This is a genomic window from uncultured Campylobacter sp. (assembly GCF_938031315.1).
Lineage (GTDB): Bacteria > Campylobacterota > Campylobacteria > Campylobacterales > Campylobacteraceae > Campylobacter_B.
Window position 1 is genome coordinate 1 of sequence record NZ_CALHHT010000020.1, and the last position, 14,374, is coordinate 14,374.

Consider the following 14,374-nt stretch of genomic DNA (forward strand, 5'->3'; position numbering starts at 1 on the left):
TTTAGCTTTACGGCTCGTGGATTTTAGCTGCCATTCGCTTTCGCGCTACGTTTAAATTTTCAGGCACAGTGCAAATTCTACGCCGCTGCTTTTAAATTTAAAAAGTTAAATCCATTTTAAACAAAATTTGCGTAAAATCCCCTTTCAAAACGTATTGCGCGAGCGGCGACGATAAATTAAAGCATTCATAACGGTGGTGTCAAATCAAAATTTGCAGCGATGGCGACAGACATAAAACATTCGCGGTGGCCAAATTTAAAGCCTGCGCGGCGATAATCAAAGCGGCGCTCGCATCGCAGCGAGCTGCGCATTAAAATTTAAAGGGATAAAATGAACGAAGATTTTCAAAGAGCGAAGCTGCAAGGCACGCTCGGCGCGCTCTGCCTATTGATCGCAGGCGCGACGTATTTTCTAAGCGACGAGGCTGCGTATTCGGAAATAGTTCGGGTCTTGGCGTGGCTTCTTGCCTTCACATTCCTTCACTACGCGCTTGCAAACATCCAAAATATCACGGGCTCTCAGGTCTTTAAGATATTCAAATATACCTACAATATCGCGATTTTAGTGTTGCTGGGTTACGTAGCCGTTTATATATTCAGCGAATCTCATTACGATCAATTGCTAACATTTAAGCCGTTTTTGGTACTTGCGGTTAAGATCGTTTGGATAGTTATAAATTTTAAGTTACGCGCTGCCACCGGATGCGGGTTTTTCGCCGTATACGCCGCGCTGCTAATCGCAGGCGCCGGCGCAAACATCCTATATGGCATGCTTCAAGTGCTGGCTCCCGAGCTTATAACGGCTAGCGTCGTAAAATACATGGCGCTAGCAAATTTAATCTTAAAGCCGTTGACGCCCGCGGTGCTGCTTCTTGCGTGGCTTAGTATGAAAAGCTCCGCGAGCTCGCAGGATCTGTGGCATTAGGCGCGCAGGGCGACGATTTTACGCGAGAGGTTTAAGAATCGCCGCATTGCGATTGTTTTTCGATCGCTTAAGCGGTACAATTTCACACATTTTAAAATTTACGGTGCGACGAAATAAGCGCGGAATTTCATCTTGCAAAGGCGGAGCTTGGAATTTTAAATCCTCGTTGCGCGCCGCTCAGCCCGAGCGTATCGGCGACGGCGTTTGCAAACGCGGCGTAGCAGGGGCCTAGCAAGCGTCTGCGCCAAAGACGCTCGCTTTTTTTTGACGCCGTTTTGTAAATTGTAGCGAAAAATGCGCCGCGAAAGGTTTGCAAACTTTGCTACGACGCGACTATTGAGATTTACATCGCGACGTTACGATGCCTTGAGTTTAAAATATCTTCATCGCGCATAATGAAAGCGGGCGTTTCAAATTCAATGCATACGCCTTTTGCAGGCATATCGGCTCGTATCCAAACGAAATTTTATCCGTCGTTTGCGCTCCCGAGACGATGCGCTCGGCAAGCCCAATCTTTTTCAATAGTATGCAGCTAAAAAATTTGATTTTATACCTAAATTTAAAAGCTCCGATTTCAATTTCAATCCCGCCCTTTGATTGCACCGACGCAGGCTAGAGCATACTTTAGCCGCTTAAAATTTATAAACGAAGCGCAATCCCGCGTTGATCCCTTCTTTCTTGCCGCTTAAACCCTCTAGTTTCAAGGAAGTATCCAGCTTGCCGCTCGAATACTTCGCGCCGATCTCGCCGATAGCGGTATTGCCCTTGACGCTCGCGGCATCAATATCCATAGCGTAGGTACTATTATAGCCGCCGATCTTGCCTTTAAATTCTCGCTCGAAAGCGGCTCCCGCGAAAAGCTCCACGTTATCGCTTACGTCGAAATTAAATCGAGCGCCTGCTCTGCTTCTTACAGAATCGATACCCTCCAGCTTGATGTCCTCGCCCAAGACCTCCGTTTTCTTAGAATCGATATGCGTATAAAAGCCCTTGACATAAACGTCCGCATTGAGATTAGCGCTCAGCTCGAAAATCTTGCCGAGGGCTAAATTTGCCCCGTAGTAGGTTCTCGTTACGTCGTATTCGGCCCTTCCCGAGGCCAGAGAAGCCTCGTAGTCCGATTTGATGCGACCGATTTTGGCTCCCGATTTGGCATAGAAATTTTCCGCCAAGTCGAATTCGCTCACAATGCCCGCCCCCGCGTATTTGAGATCGCCGCTGCCTTTGACGGCGAAATCATTGAAGCTCTCATATTTACCGCCGCCCGTTTCTACGTATCCTCCCAGGCTCGCGCCGTCCCCAATACGGCCCATCGCTCCTGCGAGCACGGAGATACCTTTGTTTTCTACATAGGAGCCGGAATTGTAGCGCATATTAAAACCTCCCGCATACGCAAACGTTCCGTCTGCGGTATCCGTTATTCCCGAAAGGATATCGTCGCTTTGATTTATCGCGCCCAGCACCGCAGCGCCGGTTTCCAGCGTATTTTTATTTTGCGCCATTAGCTTCGCTCCGATTCGATCAGAATTCGGCAGAGGCTGCGGATCGGGATTTATCGTGATTTTGGTTACGTCGGCGATCAGGTCTTTATCGTCGTTAGCGCTACGCAAGGCGAATGTATAGGCAGTCGAAAGCCCGCTTTGAACTAACTGTTCGGAGCGGTTAGCCATATCGCCGAATTTTATCCCGCTTGCGGTTTTTATGAGATTTACGCGATCGCCCGATTTGAGCTTATCCGCTCCGTTTGCTATACCCACGCCGATAGTCGCTTTGCTTATATCGGTTAGCTCGCCGCTTACTAAATTTAAAATCGTCTCGTCGTTTGCGGTATCCGCGGCTAGATAGAAATTGAGTTTTTCAAAGCCCGCGATCGATTTAAACGTATCGTTTTTGCCGTAGACGTTGAAAGTGTTGCCGCTTAATTTTTGGTTTTCCCGACCGAATGCGACGCAGAGATCCAATCGGCTCCAATCTTTATCGCGGACATATACGTTAAGCACGTTATCTCTCGCTTCCGCACCGTCGTGCGCCCACATTATATTTGCAACGTCTATCCTACCGCGAAGATCGTCCGCATCTTTGAGATTTACGACGTTGTTCGTAAGCTTACTATTTCCCCATGCAAATGCGGCCCGCATAGCGCTCAACGAATCGCCGATCGTGCCGCCGTTGATATTTAAAACGTTACCATCGGCGGTGCCGCTATTGCCGAGATACGCAGCGGTAAAGGTAGTCGTTAAACGTTCGCCTTTGGTACCGTTGATATTAAGCGTATTTTCATTCGCCGCACCCCCATTGATATCTACAACCGAAAGACCGTGATAAATCATAGTGCCGTTTAAATTTAAGACATTTTTCGTAGCCGTAGCTCTACAGTTTGATTCAACGAGATGCGTTTTCCTGAGCTCACCGCCGTTTAGATTCAGCGTATTTTCGCTAAATACGGTACCGTCCTGCTGCGAGGAAGCTACGTTTATACTATTGAGCGTACCGCCGTTCATCGTCAAAGCATTTCCCTTAAGCGTCTGATCGGCTGCCGTGGCGCTATTTACGATGATATTATTCAACGGGGAATTATCGCTCGGTTGGCTATCGAGCGTAATTATCTGCGCGACGGTCGGATTTTTTACCGTTAGGGTTCCGTCGTCGACGTCTTTTTCATAGACGTCGTAATTATTTAAATCCGTGGTTTTATCGATCGTAAGCGGATTCGCAACGGGTATGGCGTAAAGTTGGCCGGCGAGCGCCAAAGATAAACTCGCGCCGATAGTTTTACTGTGCATTTTGAACTCCTCCATAAATGCGAGATGAAATAGCGGCAAGCGAACTCAATTTAGCGACGCTTTTGCACGCTAAAATTTGAAATTTATTATACTCCTATCAATATTAGAGAATTATTAACTATTAAATTTTTAAAGTAGCATTAAAAAATATTCGTTTTGCGGCGTAAATTTAAAGCACAAACGCAATAAATTTCGCTCAATTTACATTGTGAAATCGCAAAAATCGCCCATCCTCAAGAAACGAATTTAGCATCACGCCGGTGCATAAATTTGCAGCGCAACGGTAACGCCGAATTGATGCTGCGGGCTCGTAGCAAATGCTCCGCGATATTGGTAAATTTCCGAGCGCGATTGCGTTAGACGGTCGCTTCGCGCCGAAAATACGGGCGTTAAATTTGACGCTCGCGGCAAAATCAAGTGCAGCTTCGAGCCGGCCCGATCGTAGACGGCATCGGAAGCAATACGGCGCGTAAAGCCTTAAATTTCGGCGCGGAGCCGTTTACCGCCCGTATCCTCCCCTACCTTTTAAATTTTCGTCGTAATCCACCCCGTTCGTCATTCGCCTGCGCGAAGCGTCAAATTCATCGCGCAGCGGGCTTTTGCGCACGTTAAACTGCAGCGGCTCTATGCCTAAAATATCGGCGAGCACGTGAGCCAGATCGTCGCTCATAAAAGGCTCGTCCTTCGCCGCGCCTATGCGCCGCCAAAGCTCCGCATGATCGGCGATAAAGCTTTTTGAAGCGATGAAAAGCAGCGGAATTTCGTAGGTGAATCGGGTATTGATGTTGTGCCCGATGAGGCCGTTTTGCTCATAGATATTCTCTCCGTGATCGCTGAGATAGACGATGAGGCTGTCCTCATCCGATAAATTTCATTCACCACGTAGTCATTATACAGCACGCTGTTATCGTAGCACGCGAGGGCGACCTTTTGCTTTTGCGTAAACGGTAAGGCGATATCGTCGCTTTTAAATTTATCAAATTCCTCGGGATAGCGTTTTTTATAGTCCATATGATTTCCCATGAGATGCACGACGTAGAAATTTCGCTCGCGCTGCGATTTTTTCGCCTCTTTGATGATCGGCAGCAGCGCGCCGTCGTGCGCGACTCGCATGCTATCGAGCTGATCGCTTGTGGAAAGAAAGATGCTTTTTTTCGGCGCGATCGGCGGCACTTTTTGCGCTAAGGGCAAATTTGCCGAAGGCTTCTTGATTGCTGATCCACATCGTGCGAAAGCCGCTCAGCGCGAACATATCGATAATGCTAAGGCTCTCAAACCACGGCCTTTCGCGCTCGCTTTCGTAGTCGCTGAAATTAAGTATCCGCATCAGCGCGGGATTGGTCGCGCCGTAGCACGAAACAGTATCGCTAAATTTAATAAGCAGCCCCCGCCGCTGCAGATCGTTTAGCAAAGGCGTCGTATCTTTGCCGTATCCGTAAAGCGACATATGGCCGCGCTGCAGGCTCTCGCCGATAATCAGCACGACGTTTTTAATCTGCGTTGCGTTAAAATCAAGCGCGGAATTCGCCCGCTTCGCCTCGTCGTAGCCACGCTCGATGCTTTGCAGATCGGCAAGGAAATTTGCATCGCCGAGATAATCTTTTACGACGAACGCGAACTCAAGCGGAGCGTATGTGCCGAGCGTCGCGCGATAACGCTCGCCGCCGCTTGCGATTTTGGTCGCCGTAAAAATGCAAAAAATGACCACACAAATCGGATAGATCACGCTAAATGCGGCTCGCAGCCTCGCGCTGCACGAGCTTTTTTTTAAACTTCAGCGCGACAAACGTCGCGGTCGCGAATGCGAGCAAAGAGCAGATCACGCCCGCGCTGAGAAATTGCGCGGCGAATTCCTTACTTTCGTTCGCGTCGGTGTGGATTATCGCATCGAGCGCGACGACGTTAAAAGCGGAGTCGAAAAAAAACGACCAAAAAGAGCGAGATAGCCGCACAAAGCGTATTGATCGCTAGCACAAACAGAGCGGCAAGCCCGAAAAATCTTCTAAAAACGACGAAGCAGAGATGAAAGATGAGCAAATTTATGATCAAAATGCAGCAAAAATCCTCAAAGATCCGCGAAAATATGCGATCTTCCACGCCGTAAAAGTAATACGCCCGCGCCGCGCAAACGATCAAATTAAGCGCGACGACGAGCCAAAATACACCCACCGCGCCGCATAGGCCGAAATAAAATTTCGGCGCGGGCGCAAGCAGAGCCCTCGCTTTATCAAGTAGTAGTTGAACCATTTTTGCTCTTTATTTTTAAATTTACATCTGCCACATCGCTGGAACCGCTGCGGCGCAGTCTCGCATCCACAAATTGTGCCGCGCTTCAAGTCGGCTCACGCCAACGCAATGAGAACAGGCGGTAAATTTTACGCTTACAAATTGTGCCGCGCCGAAATCTCTACCGCGAAATTGAGCGCGTCTGTTTTTGCGCCGCGATCGGCGAATTTTTGCGCGACACGATGCCGCAAGGCAAATTTTACCTGCCGAAATTTGAATGCGGCGAAATTGATGCGACATTTTCTGTTGCGAAATTTGCCGCACGGCGCGCTTCCTAAACGGCAAAATTCCGTGCCGTGCCGCGTATCAAAAATACGACGCGATTGAGCGCATAAATTTAAATCCGCAAGACGCCGCACCAAAAACAACTGCCGCGCGCAAATCCCACGCACAGACGCACGCTCGCGCAGAATTTACGCGCAAAATGCAAGCCCGCTTTTTGCATCAAATTTATGCAGCGGGTATTTGCGCGAAATTTCGCAGCAGCCCGGAGCGTGCAAATTTCACGCCGAGCAAACGTACATGTACGAGGTGCTAACGTATCGAAATTTCGCAGCGAATGCGTGAAATTTCTCGGCGCGGGCGCACCACCAAATTTCATCACCAAATTTCATCACCAAATTTTCGCCGGCCGAATTACCTTACTCGTAGCCGAAAATTTTAATCCCGGTGTCGCTCTGCTCGTAGCGCAGTGCGGGGATCTTTTGCAGCAGATCTTTTAGCTTTTCCAGATCGTTTTTTCGCCCGCCGTCGAAGGCTCGCGGCACCCACACCCACGCGATCTCGTCGTATGCAAACGAGCCCACCGAAAAACTAGCTCGCTTTGAGCTCGCCTCCCATTTGGAGGAGTTTTTGATCGCGTAGAAGTTCGGATAGAGGATTTTTTTGATGATGAAGCATTTGCAAAATTTAAAATCCGCGAAAAACTCCGCCCACGTCGCATCCTCGGTAAAATAGCCCTTCGCGCGCAGGCGCTTTTTCTCTTTGCGCAGCCTGATCGGCTCGTAAAATCGCTGCCAAGCCCTCGCGCAAGCATCCATAAACGCGAGCATGCGGGCGAAATAAATTTTAAAAAGCGCCTTAAAAAGCTCCATCTACTTCTCGATCTGCGATTTTAGCGACTTGTCGATTGCGATCTCGCTAGAGTTTATGTCGATCGTTTGAAGCGCCTTGTCCTGGAAGATAAATCCGACCTCCTTCGCGCCGAAGCTCTTGGCGATCGCCTCCAGCGTGTCGGTCGCGGATTTGTGGATCTTGCCGCCAAGATCGTTGATAATTTTTAGCGAGAGCTGTTTGACCTCGTCCTTAGCGTCGTCGATGAGGCGGTTTTTATCGCTCTCGTCAAAGCTTGCGCCGAATAGCCCGTTTAGCGAATCGGGCAGCAGAAACGGCAGCAGCTTGGCGTTTTTCTCGTCGTAAATTTTCATATCTTTGATCGAGTATTTGTATTTGCACGGCGGCATCTTGATCTCGTAGCGATCCTCGCCCTGCGGCAGTATCGCAAACTCGGGGCTTAGCAGGTCGTAAACGAACTCGATCTCAAACTCGAAGATGATGGCGATCTGCTTTTTCGTCATCAGCGGCGAGACGAGCGAGCCCAGCAGCCCGCTGCCTACGTTTTGCTTGCGCGTGACGATCTCTTTGGAGTAAATTTTAAAAACGCTCAGCTCGCCGATACTTTTAAGCCGCGTGATGTCGGTGGCGATCTGCGGCTTGCCAGCCTGCTCGCCGCTTTTGCGCATCTTAAAAAACATAAAAACCAAGATGCAAAATATCACTAAATTTAGAAGAAAAGCAAAATTTTCCAAATTTCATCCTTTAAAATTTTATCGGTATTTTAGCAAAATACAGCGCCGATTTGTAGTGCAATTAAAATTTTACGATTTTTGCAGCAAGAAATTTTAAAATCGCAAAAGAAATTTTAAAGAAGCGAGCCGCGATTATAAAATTTAACGCGAGCCGCAAGGCTCGCACCGCTAGCGTCGTCGGGGGTTAGGTGGGGTTTGGGGGCGAGCGGAGCAATGCGGTGCTGCGGGGCAGCGCCGCCTCCGCGAGAAGTGTGACCTCGCAATTGGGGCTCCCTTACCGCCCCAAGAGAAATACACCAAAGATTAAAATACCCACACAAAGTATTTCGGCGCGGATAGTATAGGCTGGTGCAAATTTAAAATTTAACCGCCATAAGCCGAGACCAAAACCAAAAGCTCCCGCGAAATTTTACAAAATCTCCCTGAAATCATACCCTGCGTTTTTGAGCGCCCAGGCGATGTCCTCTTGATGAGCCTTACCCTTGGTCTCAAGCGTGATCGTGATCTGCGCGTCGCCGTACTCGATATTGGTCGAGAAGCGGTCGTAGTCGATCTTGACGATGTTTGCGTTGGCGCGGCGCAAAATTTCGGTAAGCCCCGTAAGTGCGCCCGGCTTATCGACGAGCGTGACGTTGATCGTCATCTTGCGGTGCGACTTAATAAGACCCTTTTCGATGATGATGTTTAGCATCTGCACGTCGATGTTGCCGCCGCTTAGGATGATGCCGATCTTTGCGCCCGCAGGGAATGCAAATTTCGCGTTCATCAGCGCCGCTACGCCCGCCGCGCCCGCGCCCTCGACGATGATTTTTTGCTGCTCGAGCAGATAGAGTATCGCGCTTGCGATCTCCTCGTCATCGACCTGTACGAACTCATCGACGCACTCGATGATCGTAGAGAGCGTGATCTCGCTCGTATCTCGCACCGCAATGCCGTCGGCGATGGTGCGGACCGATTTGGAATTTAGCGGCTTTTTCGCGACGAAGCTATCGTGCATCGCGGGCGCGCCCTTAGCGGCTACGGCGATGATTTTGATGTCGGGGTTGATCTGCTTGGCACAACTGCAAACCCCCGTCGCAAGCCCGCCACCGCCTACGGGAACGACGATGTATTCAAGATCTGCGACCTCCTCGATCATCTCAAGCGCGATCGTGCCTTGGCCCGCTTGTACGAACTCGTCGTTGAAGGGATGGACGAACGTCAGATTGTGCTCCTTCGCATATTCCAGTGCAAACGCATACGCCTCGTCGAAATTATCGCCCTTTAGGATGATCTCTGCGCCCAGAGCCTTCGTGCCGCTTACCTTAAGTAGCGGCGTGGCTTCAGGCATTACGATCACGGCATGCACGCCGAATTTTTGCGCGCTCATCGCTACGCCTTGGGCGTGGTTGCCCGCGCTTGCGGCTATTACTCCATGCGCCCGCTCCTCATCCGTTAGGTGCGCGATTTTATTGTAAGCGCCGCGGATCTTATACGCGCCGGTGCGCTGCAAGTTCTCGCTTTTGAGATACACTTCCGCGCCGTAAAGCTTGCTGAGCTTCGGTGCCAGAGCAAAGGGCGTTTTATAGACGAAATCGTTTATCGTGCGCTTTGCTTGGATGATTTTATTTAGATCAACCATCTACTTCCTTTCGTAATTTTAAATTTTGTTATTATACATATTTTAGGCGAAATTTTATCCCGCGCGCAGCCTAAATCCGCAGCTTAGATCTGGGCTCACGCCTAATTCCTGCGCCGCAATAGCACGCCGCATTCGATATGCGCCGTATGCGCGAACTGATCGAAGATCGCAAACCTGCGCACCTCGTGCGTAGCACAAAGCGAGCGTAAATTTTCAAAAAGCGTCTGCGGGTTACAGGAGATGTAGATCAAATTTTGAAAATTTTTTATGAAATCAATCACGCTAGGCTCTAGCCCCGCTCGCGGCGGATCGATCAAGACGTGCGAAAAATCGTAGCTGAAAATATCGATCCCCTTTAGCCGCTCAAACTCGCGCCTGCGCGCAAACGCGCTCATCAGCTCATCCGCGCTAAGGCGGACGAATTGCGCATTGCAAACGCCGTTGAGCTCGCAGTTTATGCGGGCGTTAGCAATCGAGCTTTTTGAAATTTCGCTCGCCAGCACGCGGTTAAATTTAGCCGCAAGCGGGATGGTGAAGTTGCCGTGCCCGCAGTACAGCTCCAGCAAATCGCGCGCGGCGGAGCTTTCTGGGCGCACGGCTTGTTTTTCGCAACTCGAATTTTGCGCTGCAGACTGCTCGCAATCCAAATTTTGTGCGATGAGTTTTTCGCAGGCTGAATTTTGCAAGCTTTGCTTTTCGCAATCCAAATTTTGCGAGGCGGAATTTTGCACGCCCAAATCCTTACAAGTGAAATTTTTATCCGCAGAGCTCTCGCCTGCGGACTCACAGTTAGATTTCGCGGAATTTTTGCCGTTAAATCTCGCTTGCGCAGAATTTGATGGAGTAGAATTTCGGCACGCGGCGTCAAATTCAGTGGAATTTTCAGAAACTAAATTTCGATCCGTAGAATTTTGCGCGGCAGAATTCTCCGCTATGAAATTCTTTGCGACAGAATTTTGCGCGGCGCACACCTCGCCCGCGCCATCTTTGCCGAAGTCCACGCAGCTTCTCGCCCAGGCGATCATCTTTTCGTTCACGCCGCGGTTGGGCTGGATGAAGGCGTTTTCGCCGAAGCGAAATTTATAAACTCGCCCGTCCACGCAAAGCTCGTCTGTGAGGCTTAGCTCGCCGCTTAGCAGCTTCTGTCCGCGCGCGCGAGCCATAACCCTGATGCCAAGCTTGTCCGCCAGCTCACAAATCGCCTCCTGCTCGCGCTCGCCCAGGCGCTTGTGATAAAGCAGCGTCGCCAAAATCCCGCTGGCGCACGAGATAAACTCGACGCCAAAGAGCCTTTCTTTTAAAGCTTCGCTCCGCCTAAGCGCCTCTAGCAGCTGCGGCATTAAATTTGCGATAGGAAGTGCTACCTTGGGGCATTCGTTAATTAAAATTTTCTTGCTACGTGCGCCGCCCATCGTGTAGGCAAGATCAGATGCGCTATGCCAAATATCGTGCCAGATGCCAAATTCCGCCCTGATACGGTAATTTTGCGGCTGTGAGGCAAAAAAATCAAACTCGCCGTCAAAAAATTCTCTGAACTTATCGCTTATCAGCTGCTTTTTGTATGAAATTTGATCCTCATAGGGCTCGACGAGCGTGCAGCTGCCGCAGCTACCGAAGCTTTCGCAATTCATACATCCACTCTTTTACCAACCGTGCGCAGTAAAAGAATGATAGCCGCGATACCCAAGATCAGACATCCCCACACGCTAAGCCCAAAGCCCGCAGGCAGGTAGCCGCAAACGATACTGATGCCGCAAACGACCAGCGCATAGGTCATCTGCGTGCTTACGTGCTCGATGTGATCGCAGCCTGCGCCCATCGAAGAAAGGATCGTCGTATCTGAAATCGGCGAGCAGTGATCGCCAAAGATCGCTCCGGTGAGCACCGCGCTGATATTTACGCACATGAAAACGTGAAATTCCTCGCCGCTAAGTCCGTATTTTTGCCCCACGGCGTGCGCTAACGGCACGGCTAAAGGGGTGACGATACCCATAGTACCGAAGCTCGTGCCCGTTGAAAATGAGATAAACGAGCTAAGCACGAAGATCACGATCGCAAGAGCAAAGCGCGGCGTAGCGTCGCTTAGAAGCTCGACCAAGTAGCGCGAAGTGCCTAGCTCTTTGATAACAGAGCTTAGCGACCACGCAAAAAGCAGGATTATGACGGTATTTAGCATACTTTTCCAGCCGCCAACCCAGACCTCGATCGCCTCTTTGACGCCGTAAATCTTTTGCGCGATGCCTAAAGCGACGGCGATGATCGACGAAAAGAGCGCGGATTGAAACAGCACTACCGAGGCATCCGCTGCGCTAAATGCGGTGCGGATCGAAGTGAAGCTAAGAGGGGCTGCTTTGACCGCCTCCAAAGCCTCGCCCTCCAGCGAGCTGTAGCCGTTGAGATAAAATCCGATAACGGAAAGGACGATCATCGCTCCTAGCGGGATTATCGCGTTTAGCTTGCGAAGCGCGACGCCCTCTTTGGGTACGAAAATTTGATCCTCTAAATTTTTGATTTTAAAATCCGCAGCTCCGCTCTTGCCGCCGCGAGATGCGATCTCTGCGCGATACATCGAGCCAAACTCCCTGCTCATCACTGCCGTGGCGACCACGAAAAAGATCATAAAAATATTATAAAATCTATACGGGATCGTCTCCACAAAGACGGTAAAGGCGTTTATGTTTTCTATGCCGATCTGTGAGTAGGCCTCTTTGATCGCCGAAATTTCGACTCCGACCCAGGTGGAGATCACCGCGATGCCGGTGATCGGCGCGGCGGTAGCGTCGATGATGAAGGCGAATTTCGCGCGCGAAATTTTAAATTTATCCATAAGCGGCCGCATAATAGGGCCCACGATTAGGGCGTTTGCGTAATCATCGAAAAATATCACGATACCCATCAGCCAGGTGTAAATTTGACCCAAAACGGGAGTGTCGGCGTGTTTGCTAAGCCAGAGCGCAAGCGCTTTCGTGCCGCCGCTTTTGGTCACCAAAGCGATGAGCCCACCGATACACATAACCTGAAGCAAAATACCCGCATTCCACGTATCCGCCATCGATTTTACCATGCGCGAGCACAGATCGGTAAAAGCGAAAAGTGCCGAAGCTGCGATATTTTGATCGACCATACCGATGAGAAAGGTCCCGCTTAGCACGCCCAAAAACAGCGACAAAATCACGTCTTTGGTGATAAAAGCAAGCACGATCGCCGCAACCGGCGGGATAAGCGTCAACACGCCGTAAAGCTCGCTGTTTCGCACGGCGGGCTCCACGTCCGCAAGCGCCAGCGCGGGCAAAAAAATCGCCGTAAAGATAAGCAAATTTTTTAACATTTTAATCCTTGATATGGTTGATAAAATTTTAAAGCTTAGCCCGCGTTTGGACTAAGCTTTAAAATTTCGCGCCTGCTACGGCTGCCGATCTCATCTTTGCGCGGATCTGTTTTCAAGCGGCAAAGGGCTTTAAATTTTAAGTCCGGCGATTCGGATCTCACGCGGAAGGCCTTAAATTTTAAAATTCAAAGCGCGTAAATTCGCTCCGCGTAAATTTAAAATTTAAAGCTCAAAGCGAAGCGGCGTAAAATTTGCCCGTTTTAAAATTTTAAAATTCTAAGGCGCAGCAAGCGACGCAGAGCCTGTTTTTATCTCAAATTTTAAAATTTAAAAGCAAGCGCCTGTTTTAAACTCCCGTCGCAAACGAAATTTAATCGTTAAAGCCGCAAAGCAGATCCGCGCTTTAGATTAAAGCTCATTCTGCTTTGCAGGCGCGCCGTCCGAGCCCTCATCGTCCAAGCTCTCGCTAGGCTTTAGACCGATCGATTTCAGATAGCTTTGCGTCTGCACATCGCCCCCTAAAATCGCATAGTCCATCACGTTTAGACCCGCCTCGTCGCTTAGCTTTTCGTTGGCTCCCGATCTTACCAGAAGCTCGACGATCTGCTTGGTGCCGTTTTGCGCTGCATACATCAGCAGAGTCTCACCCGCGCCCGTAAAAGCAAAAGTACAAGTATCCTCGGTGCCGCCCAAAGACGCCAGCGCCTGCATCTCGGTGCTGCTTATCTGCCTTACGTTCACGCTTGCGTGGTTGTAGATAAGCAGCTTCACGAGCTCGTAGTTTTTCATCGCTACGGCGTAAAAGATCGGCGTTTGACCCAGAGAATTTTTATAATTTACCTGCGCGCCTTTCGAAATCATGAGCCTAGCGTTTTCGATGCTGCTCATCGCGTAAAACAGCGAGTTTTCTTCGCCCGCATTCACCTGCGCGCCTTGCTCGATCAAAGTGGAGATAAAGCGCTTATCATAACCCAGCAAAAGCGCCAAATCAAGGGCATCGTCAAGCTCATACGAGGCGAAACTTTTGCTAAATAAAAGCGCGTTAAACTCATCCGCGCTCACGCCCTGCTTAAGCGCTAGCTCGAGCTCGCTGCGCGCGCCTACTTCGCGATCGTTTGCGGCATATGAGGCAAACTCGGCGATCACGGCGGCCGCAAGCTCATCCGCTCTAGTCTCATCGAAGCTTGCCGCGAAGTGCGTTTTTAGCCCCTGCTCTGCCGCTGCGAGCTCGCGCTTGAAATTTCGATATTTTATAAAATTTCCGATCGTGCGCTCGGAGTAAAATTCTAAGGCTTCAAACGATTTTTGATAGATCGCGTCGTGGTTTTTATCTTTGGCGTAGCTCAAAAAGCCCTCGCCATCCATCCCCGCAAATGCAAGCACGCGCTCGAACTTCTTTTCATTGACCAGGGCTTTATTGCCGACACAATCGACGTTTTCGCCTCTGATCTCGGCCGCGCTCTGCCTTAAGCTTTGTAAAAAAGGGGCGTTAAGCAGCGAGCCTTGACAGCCAAAATCGCTTTGCAGCAACTCCTCATCGCTCAAACTCGCGCCGAAAAATCCGCGCGCATCCTCCTGCATCTGCTCGCAAGAAGCGCCAAAAAGCGTGCCGCAAAAAACAAAC

12 protein-coding genes and 3 pseudogenes are annotated in these 14,374 nt (G+C 50.0%); 1 reads left to right on the plus strand and 14 read right to left on the minus strand.

Annotation, left to right across the window (positions count from 1 at the left end; all coding sequences use genetic code 11):
• Nucleotides 1-330: 330 nt before the first annotated feature.
• Entirely contained in the window at nt 331-924 is a 594-nt protein-coding gene (locus Q0236_RS00460; protein WP_297913729.1) for a hypothetical protein, read from the plus strand.
• Between the two features lie 372 nt (nt 925-1,296).
• On the opposite strand, the gene Q0236_RS00465 is transcribed toward Q0236_RS00460, so the two are convergent.
• The 14 genes and pseudogenes from Q0236_RS00465 to Q0236_RS00530 all read right to left on the minus strand — a co-directional run.
• Entirely contained in the window at nt 1,297-1,446 is a 150-nt protein-coding gene (locus Q0236_RS00465; RefSeq protein ID WP_156187200.1) for a hypothetical protein, read from the minus strand.
• Between the two features lie 110 nt (nt 1,447-1,556).
• Entirely contained in the window at nt 1,557-3,707 is a 2,151-nt protein-coding gene (locus tag Q0236_RS00470; RefSeq protein WP_297913733.1) for an autotransporter outer membrane beta-barrel domain-containing protein, read from the minus strand.
• Between the two features lie 499 nt (nt 3,708-4,206).
• The gene (locus Q0236_RS00475) at nt 4,207-4,377 is read right to left on the minus strand and encodes a hypothetical protein (RefSeq protein WP_005872049.1); all 171 of its coding nucleotides are present in this window, start codon (nt 4,375-4,377) and stop codon (nt 4,207-4,209) included.
• Nucleotides 4,378-4,392: 15 nt separating this feature from the next.
• Nucleotides 4,393-4,820, minus strand: a pseudogene (locus Q0236_RS00480) (sulfatase-like hydrolase/transferase); the annotation flags it as partial.
• 1 nt (nt 4,821) lies between these two features.
• On the minus strand, nt 4,822-5,415 hold the full coding sequence (locus Q0236_RS00485; RefSeq protein ID WP_291936249.1) for a sulfatase-like hydrolase/transferase: 594 nt from the start codon (nt 5,413-5,415) through the stop codon (nt 4,822-4,824).
• Nucleotides 5,416-5,609: 194 nt separating this feature from the next.
• Nucleotides 5,610-5,954, minus strand: a complete 345-nt coding sequence (locus Q0236_RS00490; protein WP_291936246.1) for a hypothetical protein — start codon at nt 5,952-5,954, stop codon at nt 5,610-5,612.
• Between the two features lie 680 nt (nt 5,955-6,634).
• A complete protein-coding gene (locus Q0236_RS00495) occupies nt 6,635-7,087 on the minus strand; it encodes a hypothetical protein (protein WP_297913738.1) in 453 nt (150 codons plus the stop codon).
• Nucleotides 7,088-7,801 carry a DUF4230 domain-containing protein gene (locus Q0236_RS00500; protein WP_297913742.1) on the minus strand — a complete coding sequence of 238 codons (714 nt, stop codon included), beginning with the start codon at nt 7,799-7,801 and terminating at the stop codon, nt 7,088-7,090.
• A gap of 113 nt (nt 7,802-7,914) precedes the next feature.
• A complete protein-coding gene (locus tag Q0236_RS00505; RefSeq protein ID WP_297913744.1) occupies nt 7,915-8,064 on the minus strand; it encodes a hypothetical protein in 150 nt (49 codons plus the stop codon).
• A gap of 146 nt (nt 8,065-8,210) precedes the next feature.
• Entirely contained in the window at nt 8,211-9,422 is a 1,212-nt protein-coding gene (ilvA, locus tag Q0236_RS00510) for a threonine ammonia-lyase (RefSeq protein WP_005872070.1), read from the minus strand.
• Nucleotides 9,423-9,523: 101 nt separating this feature from the next.
• A pseudogene (locus Q0236_RS00515) lies at nt 9,524-9,994 on the minus strand (methyltransferase domain-containing protein); the annotation flags it as partial.
• Nucleotides 9,995-10,429: 435 nt separating this feature from the next.
• A pseudogene (locus Q0236_RS00520) lies at nt 10,430-11,053 on the minus strand (tRNA (uridine(54)-C5)-methyltransferase TrmA); the annotation flags it as partial.
• Nucleotides 11,050-12,750: a Na+/H+ antiporter NhaC family protein gene (locus tag Q0236_RS00525; protein ID WP_297913747.1), complete on the minus strand. Its 1,701-nt coding sequence runs from the start codon at nt 12,748-12,750 to the stop codon at nt 11,050-11,052. The gene Q0236_RS00525 and the pseudogene Q0236_RS00520, both read right to left, overlap by 4 nt.
• A gap of 408 nt (nt 12,751-13,158) precedes the next feature.
• A partial coding sequence (locus tag Q0236_RS00530; protein WP_297913750.1) for an ankyrin repeat domain-containing protein occupies nt 13,159-14,374 on the minus strand: 1,216 nt, incomplete at its 5' end.

Coding starts and splice junctions, on each gene's coding strand:
- Q0236_RS00525 (WP_297913747.1), bottom strand. CDS start 12,750: ATGTTAAAAAATTTGCTTATCTTTACGGCGATTTTTTTGCCCGCGCTG.
- Q0236_RS00490 (WP_291936246.1), bottom strand. CDS start 5,954: ATGGTTCAACTACTACTTGATAAAGCGAGGGCTCTGCTTGCGCCCGCG.
- Q0236_RS00475 (WP_005872049.1), bottom strand. CDS start 4,377: ATGAGCGACGATCTGGCTCACGTGCTCGCCGATATTTTAGGCATAGAG.
- Q0236_RS00495 (WP_297913738.1), bottom strand. CDS start 7,087: ATGGAGCTTTTTAAGGCGCTTTTTAAAATTTATTTCGCCCGCATGCTC.
- ilvA (WP_005872070.1), bottom strand. CDS start 9,422: ATGGTTGATCTAAATAAAATCATCCAAGCAAAGCGCACGATAAACGAT.
- Q0236_RS00470 (WP_297913733.1), bottom strand. CDS start 3,707: ATGCACAGTAAAACTATCGGCGCGAGTTTATCTTTGGCGCTCGCCGGC.
- Q0236_RS00460 (WP_297913729.1), top strand. CDS start 331: ATGAACGAAGATTTTCAAAGAGCGAAGCTGCAAGGCACGCTCGGCGCG.